Here is a 19,163-nt window from a genome sequence, read left to right as displayed (position 1 = left end):
TTTAGTTTAGTTGATGTTAGGGTTTAAGTCTATTTCACGTTGTGGAATAGGATAAAAAGCAACTGCTTCTGGAGATAAACCAGCGGCATTGGTTACATTGCTTTGTACTGTGTTTGTACGTCTAAGATCCCATAGGCGGTCTCCTTCGTAAGCAAGTTCTCTTTGGCGTTCTTCTACAACCAGTTTTCTAAAGTCTGCCTTAGATAAACCACCTATACTAGCTAACTCTGTAGCGTTTGCTCTGCTTCTAATTTGATTGTATTGTGCTAAACCATCTGCATTAGCAGTAGCTTCTGCATAAACCAATTGTATGTCTGAGTAACGAATTAAGTATGGTCTTGTACTTGTTTTATCGCCTTCAAATAAAGGATCTATGTATTTTCTTGTAAACGGATAAATTACAGTACCATCTGCAACAGAACCTACAGCAACACCATCTTGGTTGTATATTTCAGAAACAAACAAATCTGTTTTACGTTTGTCTTCTGTTTCATAAGAAGTAAATAATTTATCTGTAGTCTGAAAAACGCTCCACCCGTCATGTGTTGGAGAAAAAGTGCCATTTGTATTTTTTAGATAAACTGTTGCACCATCTATATAAGGAATAAAGTATTTAGATAATTTAGAGTAATCTCCTTCTTCTGTGCCAGACCTATCTAACGATAATATAAAAATATGTTCAGGTCCGTTAGGAGAGTCAACATTATAAATATTTTGTAGATCAGTATCGTGACTATATTCTCCTTGGTTGTTTAGAACCATACCTGCATACTCTGCTGCTTTAGCATATAAATTGTCTACACTTTCTGTAATAGTATTGTATTTAGGAACACCACTTTCTTTAGCAGAAGCAGCAAATAAGTACACTTTAGAAAGCAGTGCCTGTGCAGCAACTTTATCTGCACGACCAGTAACTCTGTTTACCTCTAAGTTGTCTATTGCTCTAGTTAAATCGTCTATTAAAAAGGTGTAAACTTCTTGCATATCTGCAGGCAGTGTAGCTGTGGTTTCATCTAACTTATCTATTAGAGATTTTTGTAAAGGGGCTAAACCAAAGGCTTTTACAGCGTTAAAGTGGTTGTAAGCTCTTAAAAACAAAGCTTCTCCTAAAATACGTTTTTCATCTTCTGGATTAAAACCTTTACCCTCTATATTTTCTATTACTGCATTTGCACGGTTTACAGCAATATATATAGATCTGTAATACTGTGTTAGTAATTGGTTTTGAGCTGTTACCTCCCAATTTACAAATGCCTGTGCATCTGCACCTTCATCTGCTTTAACAATGCAGTTGTCTGACGCTAATTCTGTAAAGTAATACGTAACAGGAGCGTAACTCACTAATGTTAGTGCATCATAAGCATATAAAATAGACGCCTCTGCATCTTCAATAGTCTTGTAAAAGTTTTCATCAGAATAAAAACCAGTAGGCTCTACGTCTAAACCTTCGCAAGAAGTACCACCTACTACAAGAGTAAGTGCCACTATTAATTTTTTAAATTGCTTCATTTTCAATTCGTTTATTATTGTAAATGTTTTCATTTTTAACTGAATTTAAAAGGTTAACTCTACACCTAAAGTCCAGTTTCTTAACTTAGGGTAACCACCCCAATAAATACCGTCTCCACCTAATTCTGGGTCATAACCATCAAAATCTGTTATGGTGAATAGGTTGGTTCCGTTCATAAAAATTCTACCTTTTTTAAACCAAGCAGTGTTTAAGTTTTTTATGTTATAGCCAATAGAAACGTTTTGTAAGCGTACAAAGCTTCCTTTTTCTATAAACCAGTCAGACATATAAAGTGTGCGTCCGTCTCTTAAGCTTGGGTAGTTGTTTGTAGTGTTGTCTTGCGTCCAGCGTAATGGTATGTTTCCTGGCTCACTAAATGCTTTTGTATTAAAAATATCTTGACCAAAACTACCGTTAAAGAATAAAGAAAAATCAAAGTTTTTGTAACGGCCATTAAGGTTTAAACTAGCTGTAAAATCTGGATTAGGATTACCAATTATAGTACGGTCATTTTCATCTATAACACCATCTTCATTTAAGTCTACATATTTAAACTCTCCTGGTTGCGCTAAGTTGCCTTGTAAACCTGCTGCTAAGCCTTCGGCCTCAGACTGTATAATGCCATCTACTTTATAACCATAAAATACATTTATTGGTTGCCCAACAGCTAGTATGTTTGGTATAGCACGGAAAGCTTCTACTTGGCTGCCTGAAAATTCATATTTAATACCAGTTAACGCATCAGTATTTAAACCAGAAGAAACAGCATTACCAAGACTAACAACTTTGTTTTTGTTTCTAGAGAAAATAAACATACCGTTTAAGCCCCAGTCTTCTTTGTTAACCATAGTACCATCTAATGTAACCTCTACACCTTGGTTTTCTATTTCGCCATCATTAACCCACATTTTATCATAAGAAGAAGAAGGGGAAAGCAAACGCTCGCGTAATAAGTCTGACGTGTGTTTTTTGTAGTAATCTGCAGTAACTTTTAATCTGTTATTAAAAAAGGCAAAATCTGCACCAATGTTAAATTGCTCTGTAGTTTCCCATTTTAAATCTGGATTAGGAATACCTCCCCACGTTTTTTTACCACTTTGACTATCTTGCCCAACTACATAACCAGGGCCAATTGTTGTTTGCCAACGGCCATTAACATAGTATTGGTCTTGTCCGTACCTACTATTAATTAAGTAAGGAGAAATACCTTGGTTACCAGATATACCATAACTAGCACGTAGTTTAAGTTCATCAAAAACATTTAAATTACGTATAAAATCTTCTTTATGCATTTTCCAACCTAAGGCTCCAGAGGGGAACATAGCCCATTGGTTGTTTTCTCCAAATTTAGATGAGCCGTCTGTACGCATCGTAAAAGTTACCAAATACTTGTCGTCATAAGAATAATTTAAACGCCCAAGACCAGAGTACATAACGGTTTCAGAAAGGCTATTGGCAACAGATTGCTTTTCTGGGTTACCAGCAGCAAGGTTACCATTGCCTAAAGATTCATTTAAAAAATCATACGCTTTTAGGTCAGATGTTCTGGCCTCATACCCTTGGTAAGAGAAACCACCCATTGCAGTAAAGTTGTGTATGTTATTAAATGTATTGTTGTAGGTTAAAAAAGTTTCTGCAACGGTTTCACTACTTTCCCAATTGTTAATACCACCAGAACCATTATTAAAGGTGCCGTCTTCTGTATAAATTTTTGGGTTGTAGTAATCTGTAATAGAACGCCCAAATTTATGGTTTACTTGGGTTTTAAGTTTTAAATTTTTAGTAAAATCTACCTCAATAAAAGCAGAGCCAATAAAGTCTAAAAATTTGTTTTTATTGGTTCTGTTTTCTGTTAATGCAATAGGGTGAGAGTAGTCTTGAGAACCTGCTAAGAAGTAATCATTAATAGGATTGCCATCTTCATAAATAGGAAAAATAGGGTTACGCCAGTAGGCTAAATCACCATTGTTATTTTGGTTTCCTTTAGAGTAAATAATGTTACCACCAATGGTAACCTTATCATCATAAATTTTATGAATTACATTTAAGTTAATGTTTAGTTTTTCATAATCATCATTAATATAAACACCCTCATTGGTATAATATGTTGTACTTAGGCTAAACTGTGTGCGGTCTGTTTGGCTACGTACAGCAACATTTGTGTTGTTAGATACGGGGTCACGAAAAACAATATCATCCCAACGTGTATTGTAAGCCCAATTGCCATTTTTAAGTTCATTAACAGAAGGGTAGTAAACGCCATTTGCATCTTTAGCACCAATGTAAATAGGGGTAAAACCACCATTAATTCTGCTTTCGTTACTTAATTCTGCCATTAAAACAGGATCTCTCCACAGGTTTAAATCAGACGTAAAACTAGCATATGTATTTTGCTGAGACACGGTAACCTCTGTGGTATGTTTGGCACCTTTTTTAGTTGTAATCATGATTACACCATTTGCACCTCTAGAGCCATAAATTGCAGCAGCAGAAGCATCTTTAAGTACTTCCATAGAGGCAATATCTTGTGGCGATATTTGTTTTAAATCTCCGGCATATCCAATAGGAAAACCATCTACAACCACAAGCGGATCATTACCACCACGTAAAGAGCTACCACCTCTAATTCTTATAACTGCACCAGCACCAGGGTTGTCTGATGGTGTAGTTACTTGCACACCGGCAACTTGCCCTTGTAATAAACCGTCTATAGAGTTGGCAGGTTTAGATGGTATGTTGTCCATTTCTACAGAAGTAACAGACCCGGTAAGGTCGCTCTTTTTTACAGAGCCATAACCAACAACTACCACCTCAGATAATTGTTCTAAATCTTCAACTAACTGTACGTTTACAATGTTGTTTTCTGGTATCGAAATCGTTTTAGTAATAAAGCCAATGTAAGATATTACAAGTACATCTTTAGGACTATCAACTTCAATAGCAAAGTTTCCGTCAAAATCTGTAGTGGTTCCGTTTGTGCTAGAACCCTGCTCCATAATGGTAACACCAAGTAGAGGAACACCGTCGTTAGATTTTACTGTTCCGGTTACCTTAATTTGTGCAGCTCCAGTAAAGCCTATAATTAAGAAAACAATAAAAATCATACTTTTTTGAAACTCATATTTCATTAGTTCATGAATTTTTTAGTTAGTAATTAAGTTGTTTACAAAAGAATAACATATCATTAACATTAATTTTGTAAATGATGTTAAATAGTGATACTTATATGAATTTTGGATTGTATTATTGATATTTTAATTCATATTTTTTGTGTTTAACAGTTATTTTTTAAGTTATTTTTATTTAATTTGATAAAAATGTAGTCGTTTATTTACATTTTTATATAATTGACACCTTGTTTTTTGTAAATTTGATTTGATACTATTATGAATAAAGAAGCGCGTATTTTAAGAGAATTAGTGCCTATTTCTGAAGATGATTTTTTCATTGTCCTTAATCATCATTCTGCTAAGTTTGATTTTCCTGTGCATTTTCATCCAGAATTAGAGCTTAATTTAGTGCTAAACTCGTCAGGCAAAAGAATTATTGGAGACTCTATACAAGAGTATGTAGCTAATGATTTGGTTTTGGTTGGCTCTAACACACCACATGCATGGACGGGTGAAGACAAAAACACAAATGCTCATGTGGTAACCGTACAGTTTCATGAAAAGTTTTTATCGGAATTAGCATTAAACAGAAAGTTAATGTTGCCTATAAGAGATTTAATAGAAAAATCTAAAAGAGGTATTTTATTTTCTAAAGAAACAATAGCAGTTTTAAAACCAAAAATATTACGTTTATCAGAATCTCAGGATTTTGATTCCTTGCTTAATTTTTTATCTATTTTGTATGATTTGTCTATTGCACGCAATACAAAAATGTTGGCATCTCACTCTTATGTAGACCATTATACAATACATAAAAGCAGAAGAATAGAAAAAGTGAACAATTATATTAAAGAAAATCTGCATCAAAAAATACCTTTAAAAGATGTGGCAAGTTTGGTAAATATGTCTGAGTCTGCATTTAGCCATTTTTTTAAAAAAAGTACAAATTCTTCATTCTCTGACTATGTTAGTGATTTGCGCTTGGGGCACGCAGCAAGGTTACTTATAGAGACAGAACGCTCTATAAACGAAATTTGTTTTGATAGTGGTTTTAATAATATATCTAACTTTAATAGAACCTTTAAACGTAAAATGGGGTATACTCCTAGTTATTTTAGAGATCAACAGAAGTTAATAACAAAGCATTAGTTTTTAAATCCCTCTCTTATTTTTTTATAAGCAATTTGTAATTGAGCATCTACCGTTTTTAGAGAAATTTGCAAGTGCTCTGCAATTTCTTTATATTTTAAATTCTCTTGTTTGCTGAGCTTTAAAATCTCTTGACATCTAGGGGGTAATGAATTTACAAGAGACATAAGTTTTTTTGTTCTAAAGTCATCATCCTTTTCGGTTAAACATTCTTGTAAGGCTAATACCTTAAACTCATTTATAAAAGTGTTGTGTTTTTTCTTTTTTCTATATTGGCTTATATAATTATTATAGGCTATTTTGTATAAATAACTTTTAGAAGATACGTTTTTTTTAAGTTTTTTTCTTTCTTCCCATAATGTTATAAAAGCCTGTTGCACGATATCTTCCGCATCCTTACTATCATTGGTGAAAGTTGTAATATATGCTAACAAGGGTTTGTGGTAACGCTTAAAAAATATTTTAAAAGCATTACTATCACCATTGTAGATTGCATTTGCTAGCGATATATCATTCATAAATTATTGTAGAAATAGTATATTTTCAGTGAATATAAACTAAAGATGAAAAAAAAAATAAATTTTTGTTAGGGGATTATTAAGTTTTTCCCGTATTGCCAATATAAAGCTAATATTTAAAGCGTTTTGATAGAACTAGTACAAAAATTTATAGATAACACAATTTCTGAAGAAGAACTAATTACACTTAAAGATTGGTTAGTTGTCCCAGAAAATAAGACTTTAATGGAAGAGTACATTAAAGACGACTATAATTTAAACTACTCTTTTCTTGAACCAGATACAGCTGCGTCATTTGTTAAAATTCAACAACAGATAAATAACAATAAGCCAGCAAAACGTATTTGGCCAGTTGTTTTTAAATATGCAGCGGTTATTATCTTATTAGTTGGTTTTGTATATGGAATATACATGTCAGGATTTTTAAACATAGATAATAAATTAGAAAACCAAATAACATTAGAACTCCCTGATGGAACCATAAAGCCTATAAATGTAGGTAAGAAAGTTTTTTTTAAGATTAATGAAAGTAATACGCAAGTAAAACAAGAGTATACCAAATTGGTATACGACCAGAAAGAAGATGAAAACAAAAAGCTTGTTTATAATAAGCTAGTGGTTCCCTATGGTGAGCGTTTTCAAATACAATTGTCAGACGGTACAATAGTATTTTTAAATGCCGGTAGTTCTTTAAGATATCCAGTAGCTTTTAATAAGCCAAATAACCGAAAAGTATATTTACAAGGGGAGGCTTATTTTGATGTAGCTAAAAATAAAAAAAAACCATTTTTTGTTGAAACAGAAAAAGTTAATGTGACTGTATTAGGGACAAAGTTTAATGTTTCTACTTATGCTAATGAAAATAATAATTCTGTTGTATTGCAAGAAGGTAGTGTTAGGGTTGTAAGTAATAATGTAGTAGATAATGATTCTCTAACAATAATGCCAGGAGAACGAGTTAAACTCGTTAATAATAAGTTTATAGCAGAAAAAGTAAATGTTAATAAGCATATAGCTTGGATAGACGGTAGCTTACTTTTTATAAATGATGAGTTTAAAAATATTATTCTAGAATTAGAAAGACACTATAATGTTAAGATTAATAATACTAATGATGCGCTAAATAATATTAGGTATACGGCTTCTTTTAAAAAAGGGGAAACTCTAGAGAGTATATTAGAATTATTTACAGAGAATACAAATTTTGAATTTAAAATAGAAAATAAAGTAGTAACTCTAAAATAAAATAGAAAATGAAAGAAAAACGGGAAATGCGCCAACATTCCCCGAATTTTTAAAAATGTTGATTAAATAAGCTGAATCACCAACCTAAAATCACGTAAAAATATGAAAAAAAACAATGAAAGAGCACTCAAAATTTGGGTGTTTATGAAGTTAGATTTAAAGATGAAACTCTCCTTTTTACTTTTTATTACTGTAATGTTTCAAATGCTTGCTAGTGAAGGCTACTCGCAAAAGACTAAAGTGACACTAGAATTATATAATGTTAACCTTTTTGAGGTGTTACAGGATATAGAGTCAAAAACAGATTTAAGTTTCTTTTTCAAGAACACAGATGTTAACTTAAACAGTAAGGTTTCTATAAACGTAAAAGATAAAAGAATAGAGTCAACCTTAGAGGATTTATTTAAAGGAACGGGAACTACTTTTAAAATAAAGAAAAATCAAATAATCTTAAAACACAATTCTAGAAAGTCAAATTTAGAAAAAGAAAAGTTAGAAATTGTATCACAGCAGTTTGAAGTAAAAGGTAAGATTGTTGATGAAAATGGCATCCCCTTGTTAGGAGCTACGGTAGTAGTTAAGGGAACCGGTAGAGGTGTTTCTGCAAATAAAGATGGTAAGTATACTATTGTAGCAAACAATGGTAATGATGTACTGGTTTTCTCTTACATTGGTTTTCAGAATTCTGAGATATTAATAAATAACAAATCCACAATAAATGTAACATTAAAGGAGTCTATTGAAAAAATGGAAGAAGTGGTTCTTGTGGGCTATGGAAAAGTAAAAAAGGAAAATTTAACAGGCTCCGTATCTACTATAGATGTAAAAAATATAGCAAACCAAGCACCTACTGTAAATATAGACAATGCTTTACAAGGGCAAGTTGCTGGTGTTTATGTGTCTAGTTCTACAGGGCAACCAGGAGCAGCTGCAAGAATTAGAATTAGAGGTACTACTTCGTTATTGGGTTCTAATCAGCCTTTATTTGTAATAGATGGTATCCCTGTTGTGCCAAATAGCAATATACCAATAGGAGGTACAGAAGGAGGTAATTTGGGTAATGAGTTAGCACAAGAGGGGTTAAGTACACCTATAGGAAATATAAATACATCAGATATAGAATCTATTAGTATTTTGAAAGATGCATCTGCAGCTGCAATTTATGGCTCTAGAGCTGCAAATGGAGTAATCATTATAAATACAAAACAAGGTGTATACTCTGGTAAAACAAAATTTGATGCTAGTGTGTCTTTTAGTAGTCAAAATGCACAAACATTAGATGTTTTAAACGCTGATCAATTTAAGGATGTTTGGACACAGGCAGTTACAAATGGTTCTAGAAATGATGCTTTTGCTCGTAGTGTTTTAGATGGCTCATACTTTGGGGATGCAGATACAGATTGGGAAAAAGAAGTTGGTCCAGGAATACCTTTAGCAACTGCATATAACTTAAATGTGTATGGAGGATCCAAAACTACTAGGTATAGTGCATCCTTAGGTGTAAATACTCAAGAAGGTGTTTATGATAATACTGGATTTGATAAGTACACCTTTAACACAAATTTAGATACAAAAATAAATGATCGTTGGTCATTTGGCACTAAGTTAAATGTGTCCTCAACAGATCAAGAATCTGTAGATGGAGGTCTAACTCAATTAATATACAATTTTAGACCAGATTTAACTGTTTTTGATGAGGGTGGTAACTACTCATTTTCTAGTCAGTTTAATTCAGAGAATCCGGTAGCACGGTCTAACGGTACTAACAGTAATGTAACACTACTCGTGTTAGGTTCAATTTATACACAAATAAAGTTGGCGAAAGGATTAAAATTAAAATCTCTTTTTTCTTTAAACTACAATAACGGAAACCAAAAAAGTTTCTATCCTGCGTACACATTTACTGGTGGTTGGGGAAGATTAACTGGAGATGGAGACGGTTATGCTCAAGAGAGTAGGAGTAGGTTTACTAATACACTTTGGCAAAATACATTAACCTATGAAGGTTTTTTTGGTAAACATAATATAAACTCCGTTGTAGGAGTATCTTTTGAGAAAAATAAGTCCTCTAATACTAAAGGTTGGGGGGAAGGCTTTTTTAATGATGTACTAACTAATATTAATAGCGCAACGGTATTTACAGACGCTTCATCTTTTGAATCTGGTTCTGGCTTAGAATCTTATTTTGGAAGAGTAAATTATGATTATGATAATAAGTATTTATTAACGTTGTCTGCCAGGGTAGATGGTTCATCTAAGTTTGCAAAAGATAACCAATATGCATTTTTCCCAGCAGCAGCATTAGCATGGAGAATATCAGGAGAACCTTTCTTGAGAAATAATAAGTTTATCGATGAATTAAAAATTAGAGCCAGTTTAGGTAAAACTGGTCAGCAAGATTTTGGAGATTATGCTTGGAGAACATTGTATGAAACTGAAGATTATGGACCAGACCCATCAATAATATTAACACAGTTAGGTAATGATAAATTGAAATGGGAAACAACAGATCAATTTGATTTAGGATTAGATTTTTCTTTATTCAATTCTCGTTTATCAGGTACATTAGGTTACTATACAAAAGAAACTAAAGATGCCTTGTTTACAGCTATTACACCCGGTAATACAGGAGTAAATAGAGTAATTGCAAATATTGGTAACACTAAAAATGAAGGCTATGAATTAGAGTTAAAAGCAAGTATAATTAGAAAAAAAGATTTTGCTTGGAATGTGTCATTTAACATCAGTAAAAACGATAATACTTTAACTAAGATATCTGATGATTTTAAAGATGATGATGGATTTTTAACAGGCTTTCCAGGAGGAGGTAGACTTAGAGAAGGGAGTCCAATTGGACTTATTTATGGCTATGTAGCAGATGGTCTTTTTCAAGAACAATCAGAAATTGATAATCTAAATGAAGGGTCAGAAACAGGCGTCTATCAAAATTCATTAACGGCTCCAGGAGATATAAAGTTTTTAGACATAAATGGGCCTGATGGTGTTCCAGATGGTAGAATAACAAATCTAGATCAACGTGTAATTGGAGATACACAACCAGATTTCTTTGGGGGTATAAATAATACTTTTACATATAAAGGTTTTTCTTTGTCTACATTTTTTACCTACTCTATTGGAAATGATTTAGATGCATTTGGTTTAGCAAGAGGAACAAACTTCGCCAGTACATTTATTGGAGAAAATAAAATTAACACTGTGCTAAACGCTTGGTCTCCAGAAAATACAGATACAGATATTCCTAGGGCAGTATATTTTGATCCAAACAATAATGATAGAGTCTCTACCCATTATGTTTATGATGCATCTTATTTAAGATTAAAAACAGTTAATCTAAGTTATAATTTCTCTAAACAACTAATAAACCAATTAAAAGGAATAGACCGCGTATCAGTTTATGTAACAGGGCAGAATTTGTTTACAGTTACAGATTACCCTGGAGCAGATCCAGAGGCTTCAAACTTGTATAATAATGACATTAGTGCAGGTAGAGACAACAATCGTTTTCCTATATCTAAAGTATTTACTACAGGTATTAAAATTGGATTTTAAAAAAAATACAGCTATGAAAAAAATAATAATATATATATCAATTATATCTTTAATAACATCTTGTGAATTAACAGAAGTGTTAGACAATGATCCCCCAAATAATTTGGTATCAGAAAATGTGGTAAAGAATGAAACAGATGCTAAAGCATTATTAAATGGTGCATATACTACTATTACATCTCGTACTAATGCTCTGTATTATATGTATTCAGAGTTAATACCAAGTGCAATGGTAGGTTCTATGAGTCAAACTGGAGGAGGCTCAATAAATGGTCAGTTTTCTGTTAATGATGTTTTGTTTGATAATTTTTACGTTAGAGATTTTTGGCTGATTTATTATAAAGTTATAGATGCAGCTAATAATTCAATTAAACTAACTTCTCAACTCACAGACAGCCAAATTACAAGAGCTGCTAAAGAAGAAATTATAGGTGAGGCTCACTTTTTAAGAGCAATGGCAACATTTGATGCCTTGAGATATTTTGGTCAGTTTTTTGATTCTAGTAGCAACTTAGGTGTAATTTTACGTACAGAACCTTCAAATTTTGTAACAAGAAATAAAGCCAGAAGTACTGTAGCAGAAACATATGATCAGATTTTATCGGATATTGAAATTGCCTTAGAAAAAGCACCAGAGTATTCGGTATCTTACAGAGGTTCAAAAACAGCAGCAAAAGCATTAAAAGCTAAAGTTCTCTTATTTCAGGGTAAATATGAAGAAGCAGCAGCAACAGCAAATGAGGTTATTAATGAGGGTTTTGTAACCTTAGAACCTACTTTTGAAGAAGCTTTTGCAAAAGGATTGAATTCTTCTGAAATGATATTAATGACCTATAGAGATGAAAACTCAGATAGTGAGGATAATAACCGTAAACGTTTTTATTTTGGAAGAGTTGGAAGCAGTTGGTTTACAGATTTAATGGAAGGAGATCCAAGGCAACAATTTACTTATTCTGGATCTACGGTTTTAAAGACAAATAATGTAGAGACCTATAGACCTACATACTTTATGCGTTTGGCAGAAATGTACTTATTAAAAGCAGAAGGTTTAGCTTTTAGTGGTGCAAGTTTAGAAGAAAGTAGTAAACCATTAAATATCATAAGGAATAGAGCTGGAATTGGCGATTCACAGGCAACCACTATAGATGAGTTAAAAAACGACATCTTTGATGAGATAGCTCGTGAGCTAGCCTTTGAGAATGGAAGTGAATGGTTTGCAGCTATACGTTTTAATAAAGTTATGGAATTAAAATCTACCATAATAAGCTCTAATCAATTTATATTGCCTATTCCTGAGGAAGAAATTAATAGTAATGGAGCCATTACATTAGCAGACCAAAATCCTGGTTACGAATAATAAAATTTGAGTTGGTTTTTAGTTTAATAATAGGGTTACTTTTTCTGTAGCCCTGTTTTAATATACCTTAAACTTTAAGAGTAGTTATACTACTATGGCTTGGTTATAAGTCAAGTAGAAATCCAAAATTTTTAACCTTATATAAAATGAAAAAAACAGTAAGCACAATTTTTACTTTTTTATTTTTAAGTTTTTGTGCGCTTAGTGCTCAACAAAAAATTAATTTAAAAGAGCCAATACCTACAGATCCATCAGTTAGAATTGGGGTATTAAAAAACGGACTTAAATACTATATTAAGCATAATACTAAACCAGAAAATAAAGCAGATTTACGCTTGGTGTTAAATGCAGGTTCTATTTTAGAAGATGAAGATCAATTAGGCCTTGCTCACTTTATAGAGCATATGGCATTTAATGGAACTAAAAACTTCGAAAAGAATAAATTGATAGATCATTTGCAAAATTTAGGAATAGAGTTTGGAGCGGATCTTAATGCACATACAAGTTTTGATGAAACAGTTTATAAATTAGCGGTACCCACAGATAATAAAGAAGCTTTTGATGTTAGTATACAAATACTTAGAGACTGGGCAGATGGTATAACGTTTTCTAACGAAGAAATAGATAATGAAAGAGGTGTTGTAGCAGAAGAATTAAGGTCTAGAAGCGGAGCTGGATCTAGAATGTATTACAAATCTTTACCTGTATTAACAAATAACTCTAGGTACGCAAATAGGTCGCCAATTGGTACTTTAGATGTAATTATGAATTCTGACTATGATGCACTTAAGCGTTTTTATAGGGACTGGTATAGACCCAGCTTAATGGCAATTATAATAGTTGGTGATTTTAATGTGGATGAAGTAGAGGATAAAATTAAATCTACATTTAAATCTCTTAAAGCCCCAATAAATGGCAGAGAGCGTATTTATTATAAAATCCCAAGTAATAAAGGAGTAAAAATATCTATACAAAAAGATAAAGAAGCAAGAGGAGCAAGTGTGGCGATTTATTATAAAAGAAAAAAGGATAACGAGGTTACGCTTGCAGATTTAAAAGAAGATTTAATTCAAAAGTTGTATTCTGGTATGCTTCGCCAAAGATTATCTGAAGTACCATTATCCGGTAATGCTCCTTTTTTATCAGCAACAGCCGGTATAGGTAAGTTTTTAGGAGATGTAGATAGTTATTATTTAAAAGCAAATTTAAAAGAAAAACAGATACAAGAAGGCTTAGAACACTTACTATTAGAAAGTCAAAGAGTCAATAAACACGGTTTTACTGTAACAGAGTTAAAAAGATATAAAATTAAATTGCTTAGTAATATTTCTACTATTGTAAAGGAAAGAGGAAAAATATCTTCTAAGTTTTATTTAGAACAATACATAGATAATTTTACAGATAATGTTTCTATACCAAGTGAAGCTTTTTTGTATAAATTTTACAAGGATGCTTTTTTAGATATAACAGTTGATGATGTAAATAAAATTTCAGATAAATGGATTACAGAAGATAATATATCGATAGTAATAAATGCTCCTGAAAAAGAAGGTTTAGTTCTACCTAATGAAGACGAGGTTTTGTCAATTTTTAAAAATAGCAAAGAGCAAAGTGTGGCTCCTTATGTAGACACGTTAGAAGATGTGGTTCTGTTTAATAAAACACCAAAAAAAGGGCAAATTGTTAAAACAGAGTACAATAAGGATTTAAATGTTACTATTTGGAAACTATCTAACGGTGTTACGGTTTATGCGAAACCTACTAAACTTCAGAATGATATGATTACTATGAATGGTTTTAGACCAGGAGGTAGTTCTACATCATCTGCAGAAGATTATATTTCAGCAAGAAATTCTGCTGATATTATTGCTTCCAGTGGCGTAAATGGGATATCAGAAATTAATTTAAATAAATTAAATATAGGTAAAACAGTAACTGTTCGTCCCCGGATAAATTTTTATGATGAGTTGTTTTCAGGTAAAAGCTCCTCTTCAGATTTAGAAACTATGTTACAATTAACTTATTTATACTTTACAAGTCCTAATAAGGATAATAACGTTTTCAAATCTAAAAAAGATAGAATGCTTGCTTTGTATAAAGACCAAGATGTAAACCCTGATGCCTATTTTGAAAAGAAAAAGGCTCAAATTATGTCCCAAAATCACTTAAGAGGAACCCCTTTTACAGAAGAGCAACTACAAAAAGGTCTTTCACTGGATAAGGTTTACAATTTTTATAATGATCGATTTAAAAATGCAAATGAATTTAACTTTGTTTTTGTTGGTAGTTTTAATCTTGATAAATTAAAAGATTTTGTAACACATTACCTCGGTAGCTTACCTTCTAATATAAATAAATCAAGTGATTGGGTAGATTTTGGCTTAAGAAGACCAAAAGGGATTATTAAAAAAACTTTTCACAAAGGATTAGAGCAAAAGGCTAAAGTTGATATAAACTTTACAGGAACATTAGACTTTTCAATAGATAAACAAAAAAGAATAATGTTATTAGGAAAGTTGTTAAAAATTAAGCTTACGCAAGAATTAAGAGAGAAAATGTCGGGAGTTTATGGTGTTCAAGTTTCTGGTTTTGCTACTGATAAACCGTACAGTTGGTACAGGCTTAGTGTCAGGTTTACATGTGCTCCAGAAAATGTAGATAAATTAAAGGCTAAAGTCTATGAAGAAATAAATAAAATAAAGAAAAATGGCGCTTCTGAATTAGATTTAAATAAGATTAAAGAAGCAGAAATAGCTAATAATACCTCTAATATTAAGTATAACTCCTACTGGGCTTATAAAATTAAAAGCGCAGTTGAAAATAATTTAGATATGAGTGATATTTTAAATTTTAATGAAGAGATAAATAAGTTAAAATCAAATGAATTTAAAAATATGGCAAATACTTATTTTAATGAGTCTAACCTAGTAGAGCTTATTTTAATGCCTCAGAAAGAAAAATAAAACCACCTTTTTCCCTTACAAAAAACCCCTTTACGCACTGTAAAGGGGTTTTTGTTTGTAAAGCAATATGGTGGAGAATACCGGAGTCGAACCGGTGACCTCTTGCCTGCCAGGCAAGCGCTCTAGCCAGCTGAGCTAATCCCCCAAAAAGAACTTAGTCTTTTTTAACACTTAAAACCAATACTGGTACAGGAGCAAAAAATTCAGATTTTGCAATGGTATTTTTCTCCCATAATTTTTTAAAAAAGCCTCTTTTTCTTCTAAACACACACAGCATATCTGGTTGTTTAGTTAAAAAGTGCTCTAACACTCCAAGGTAGGTAGTAGCATTTTCAGAAAGTGTCATTTTAGAGCTAATATCTAAAAGAGCAGTATCTACTTTTAAGTCGTCATCTGTGTAGCCAGGAGTTTTTACCAATAGTAAATTTACGGTACAATTAAATTGCTTTTTAATGGTAATTAAAGGGTTTAGTATTCTTTTTCGTTTTAAAATACCAGATTTAAAAGCTGTAAGTATAGAAGTTACAGGTTTAAACACATATCCTTTAGGTACAATAAGTGTAGGAATATCTGTTTGTTTAATAATTTTTCCTGATGTGTTGCCAAGGTAATTACTCTCATTAATATCATTACTTCTTGGAGCCATAACAATTAGGTCTATTCCTAAAAATTGTTTGTCTATTTTTTTTAATCCTTCAATAATGTCACCTTGGTAGGTTGCTATTTTTATTTCAGTTCCTTTTTTATCAACCTTACTAACAACATCTAACAATTGTTCTCTACTATTTTTTTCAATTTTATCTGTAGCATTTGCTAAGCTACCAGCACCAGCAGATTTTACATTAAAAATTTCCATTACATAAATAGTTGCGTCAAAATTTTTAGCAAAATCTACGGCATATTGTAATGTTTCATGGCTTTCTGTAGATGTTCCTATAGGAACCAATATGTTCTTCATTTTTCTCTTTTTTCAGTTTAATTAGGTTACTAGATATGCACATTATTGGCTTGGTTAATGGCCAATTAAAAATACTAGTACATTTTATCAGTTGTATTTTATACTCTAAATTTACAATTTAATTTATACCTCGTATGATTCGTTTAGCAAAAAAATCAGAAATTGATAAAATTATTACCGTTACAAAAGCTTGTGCAGCTTTTATGATTAAAAATGGTATTTACCAATGGAACGAGCACTACCCAAGTAAACAGGCTTTTTTACATGATATTGCTCAAGAAGAATTATATGTTTTAGAAGTTGATAAAAAAATAATAGGAACCATTGTACTGTCTACACATATGGATGATGAGTACATACCTATTACCTGGCTAACAAGTAATGAAGCTAACTTGTACATACACAGGCTATCTGTGCACCCAGAATACCAAGGCCAAGGTTATGCACAAAAATTGATGAATTTTGCAGAGGAATATGCTAAAAATAATGACTTTAAATCTGTACGTTTAGATACTTTTAGTGTAAACAAACGAAATGTAAATTTTTACCAAACCAGAGGTTACAAACAATTAGGAGATATATTTTTTCCTAAGCAAAGTGAACATCCTTTTCATTGTTTTGAACTAGTTTTATAAAACCCACTTTTTTTTGAATAAAATTGTAAATCTTAAAAACATAAACAAGCTAGCTATACCGGCTACAATTGCTGGCATATCAGAGCCATTATTATCTATTACAGATGCAGCTATTGTTGGCAATATTCCTAAGTTTGGGCTAGAGTCTTTGGCAGCAGCAGGTATTGTTGGTTCTTTTTTATCTATGCTTATTTGGATTCTTGGGCAAACCAGAAGTGCTATTTCTGCTATAATTTCTCAGTATTTAGGAGCTGGCCGTTTAAATGAGGTTAAAACATTACCTGTACAAGCTATTTTTTTTAATATACTACTTAGCATTATTATACTGCTTTCTACAGTTTTTGTAATAGAAGAAATATTTGTGTTTTTAAAGGCAAAAGGTAAAATTTTAGAGTTTTGCGTGTCTTATTACGGTATTAGGGTTTGGGGTTTTCCTTTAACCTTATTTACGTTTGCAGTAATGGGCATTTTTAGAGGCTTGCAAAATACAAGTTGGCCAATGGTAATAGCCCTAATTGGGGCTGTATTAAATATATTTTTAGATTACATTTTTGTGTATGGCATACAAGGCGTTTTAGAACCAATGTATTTAGATGGTGCTGCCTGGGCAAGTTTACTGTCACAAGCAATTATGGCAATAATAGCATTTTTCTTATTGGTTTTAAAAACAGATATTAGTTTAAGGCTACGTTTTCCTATACACCCAGAGCTGGGACGTTTGGTAATTATGAGTTTAAACTTATTTGTACGTGCTTTATCTTTAAATATAGCATTGGTTTTAGCGGTAAGGGAGGCTACAGACTTGGGAGATAGGTTTATTGGCGCACATACAATAGCTATAAATGTGTGGTTGTTTTCTGCTTTTTTTATAGATGGTTATGGCGCTGCAGGTAATATTTTAGGAGGTAAATTATTAGGTGCTAAAGATTATAATAGCCTTTGGCTGTTGGCTAAAAAAATTCTTCAATATGGAATAACAGTTAGTTTGGTTTTGGCAGTTTTAGGCTTTGTTTTTTATTACCCTATAGGTAAAATTTTTTCTAATGAACAAGTTGCTTTAGATACTTTTTACGCTGTTTTTTATATTATAATTTTAAGTTTACCAATTAATGCTGTAGCTTTTGTTTTTGATGGATTATTTAAAGGCTTAGGTGAAATGAAATATTTAAGAGATACACTTTTAGATGCTACTTTTTTAGGTTTTGTACCTATGTTATACCTAAGTAAAGAGTTAGGTTGGGGCTTTACAGGAATTTGGTTGTCTTTTGTGGTTTGGATGCTAATAAGAGGTGGTGCATTGGTGGTTAAATTTAACACAAAGTTTCGTCCGCTCTTGCAAAAAACGTAATTTTGAATTTTACACAATAAAAAGGTTTTTATGGGTACAACAAGAGCAAACGGTAGTTTATATACCAATATAGATAATAAAATAGCAACAGTAGAATTTGGTCATCCGGCAAGTAATTCATTTGTTGCAGAATTGCTAGATAGGTTAACCAAAGAAATTTTAAAATTATCAGAAGACCAAACGGTAAATGTTATTGTTTTAAAGTCTGAAGGTGAAAAAGCTTTTTGTGCAGGAGCTTCTTTTGATGAGTTAATGGAGGTTACAAACTTAGATGAAGGGCAACAATTTTTTAGTGGTTTTGCAAATGTTATTAACGCCATGCGCAAATGCAAAAAACTAATTGTTGGCCGTGTACAAGGTAAAACTGTTGGTGGCGGTGTTGGTTTAGCTGCAGCTTGTGATTATGCTTTTGCTACTGAGGCGGCATCCATAAAATTATCAGAACTATCTATTGGTATTGGCCCATTTGTAATTGCTCCGGCAGTAGAACGCAAAGTTGGTAAAAGTGGTTTAGCAGAACTATCTTTAGCTGCTACAGATTGGCAAAGTGCATATTGGGCAAAAGACAAAGGTTTGTTTGCAAAAGTATTTGGCTCTATTAAAGAAATGGATAAAGAAATTGAAATTTTCACAGAAAAACTGGCATCATACAACCCAGAAGCCTTGCAAGAAATGAAAACAATATTGTGGCAAGGAACAGAAAATTGGGATGCATTGTTAAAAGAAAGAGCAATAATTTCTGGTAAGTTAGTATTGTCAGATTTTACTAAAAATGCATTATCAAAATATAGAAAATAAGC

General features: G+C 32.1%; 12 protein-coding genes and 1 tRNA gene. 8 read left to right on the top strand and 5 right to left on the bottom strand.

Annotated elements, in window-relative coordinates; all coding sequences use genetic code 11:
• Window positions 1-6: 6 nt before the first annotated feature.
• Both CELLY_RS06140 and CELLY_RS06135 read right to left on the bottom strand, forming a co-directional pair.
• Window positions 7-1,542, bottom strand: coding sequence for a RagB/SusD family nutrient uptake outer membrane protein (locus CELLY_RS06140; RefSeq protein ID WP_244847083.1), 1,536 nt, complete (start codon window positions 1,540-1,542; stop codon window positions 7-9).
• Window positions 1,543-1,554: 12 nt separating this feature from the next.
• Entirely contained in the window at window positions 1,555-4,638 is a 3,084-nt protein-coding gene (locus CELLY_RS06135) for a SusC/RagA family TonB-linked outer membrane protein (RefSeq protein ID WP_013620796.1), read from the bottom strand.
• Between the two features lie 258 nt (window positions 4,639-4,896).
• On the opposite strand from CELLY_RS06135, the gene CELLY_RS06130 reads away from it, so the two are divergent.
• Window positions 4,897-5,769, top strand: coding sequence for an AraC family transcriptional regulator (locus CELLY_RS06130; RefSeq protein WP_013620795.1), 873 nt, complete (start codon window positions 4,897-4,899; stop codon window positions 5,767-5,769).
• Here the strand turns inward: CELLY_RS06130 and CELLY_RS06125 are convergent.
• Window positions 5,766-6,287: an RNA polymerase sigma factor gene (locus CELLY_RS06125; protein ID WP_013620794.1), complete on the bottom strand. Its 522-nt coding sequence runs from the start codon at window positions 6,285-6,287 to the stop codon at window positions 5,766-5,768. The genes CELLY_RS06130 and CELLY_RS06125 overlap by 4 nt on opposite strands.
• A 126-nt stretch (window positions 6,288-6,413) precedes the next feature.
• Here CELLY_RS06125 and CELLY_RS16650 point away from each other — a divergent pair, with 126 nt between their 5' ends.
• The 4 genes from CELLY_RS16650 (at window position 6,414) to CELLY_RS06105 (ending at window position 15,422) form a co-directional block, all read left to right on the top strand.
• Window positions 6,414-7,532 (top strand): FecR family protein, encoded by a 1,119-nt coding sequence (locus CELLY_RS16650; protein WP_013620793.1) that lies wholly within the window; start codon window positions 6,414-6,416, stop codon window positions 7,530-7,532.
• Between the two features lie 144 nt (window positions 7,533-7,676).
• Window positions 7,677-11,102: a TonB-dependent receptor gene (locus CELLY_RS06115; RefSeq protein WP_169309919.1), complete on the top strand. Its 3,426-nt coding sequence runs from the start codon at window positions 7,677-7,679 to the stop codon at window positions 11,100-11,102.
• 13 nt (window positions 11,103-11,115) lie between these two features.
• The gene (locus CELLY_RS06110; protein ID WP_013620791.1) at window positions 11,116-12,459 is read left to right on the top strand and encodes a RagB/SusD family nutrient uptake outer membrane protein; all 1,344 of its coding nucleotides are present in this window, start codon (window positions 11,116-11,118) and stop codon (window positions 12,457-12,459) included.
• A gap of 146 nt (window positions 12,460-12,605) precedes the next feature.
• Window positions 12,606-15,422: a M16 family metallopeptidase gene (locus tag CELLY_RS06105; RefSeq protein WP_013620790.1), complete on the top strand. Its 2,817-nt coding sequence runs from the start codon at window positions 12,606-12,608 to the stop codon at window positions 15,420-15,422.
• A 68-nt stretch (window positions 15,423-15,490) separates the two neighbouring features.
• On the opposite strand, the gene CELLY_RS06100 is transcribed toward CELLY_RS06105, so the two are convergent.
• Window positions 15,491-15,567: transfer RNA gene (locus CELLY_RS06100), tRNA-Ala, on the bottom strand.
• 9 nt (window positions 15,568-15,576) lie between these two features.
• On the bottom strand, window positions 15,577-16,380 hold the full coding sequence (locus CELLY_RS06095; RefSeq protein ID WP_013620789.1) for a universal stress protein: 804 nt from the start codon (window positions 16,378-16,380) through the stop codon (window positions 15,577-15,579).
• A gap of 134 nt (window positions 16,381-16,514) precedes the next feature.
• Here CELLY_RS06095 and CELLY_RS06090 point away from each other — a divergent pair, with 134 nt between their 5' ends.
• From CELLY_RS06090 to CELLY_RS06080, 3 genes are read left to right on the top strand one after another with little or no spacing between them, the layout of a single operon-like run.
• On the top strand, window positions 16,515-17,015 hold the full coding sequence (locus tag CELLY_RS06090) for a GNAT family N-acetyltransferase (RefSeq protein ID WP_013620788.1): 501 nt from the start codon (window positions 16,515-16,517) through the stop codon (window positions 17,013-17,015).
• 13 nt (window positions 17,016-17,028) lie between these two features.
• Entirely contained in the window at window positions 17,029-18,363 is a 1,335-nt protein-coding gene (locus CELLY_RS06085) for an MATE family efflux transporter (protein ID WP_013620787.1), read from the top strand.
• 30 nt (window positions 18,364-18,393) lie between these two features.
• Complete coding sequence (locus CELLY_RS06080; RefSeq protein WP_013620786.1) at window positions 18,394-19,161, top strand: enoyl-CoA hydratase/isomerase family protein; 768 nt, start codon at window positions 18,394-18,396, stop codon at window positions 19,159-19,161.
• The last annotated feature ends 2 nt before the right edge of the window (window positions 19,162-19,163 follow it).

This window comes from Cellulophaga lytica DSM 7489, from assembly GCF_000190595.1.
Lineage (GTDB): Bacteria > Bacteroidota > Bacteroidia > Flavobacteriales > Flavobacteriaceae > Cellulophaga > Cellulophaga lytica.
Note: the sequence above shows the minus strand (reverse complement) of the source record. Positions and strands in the feature narration are given on the sequence as shown.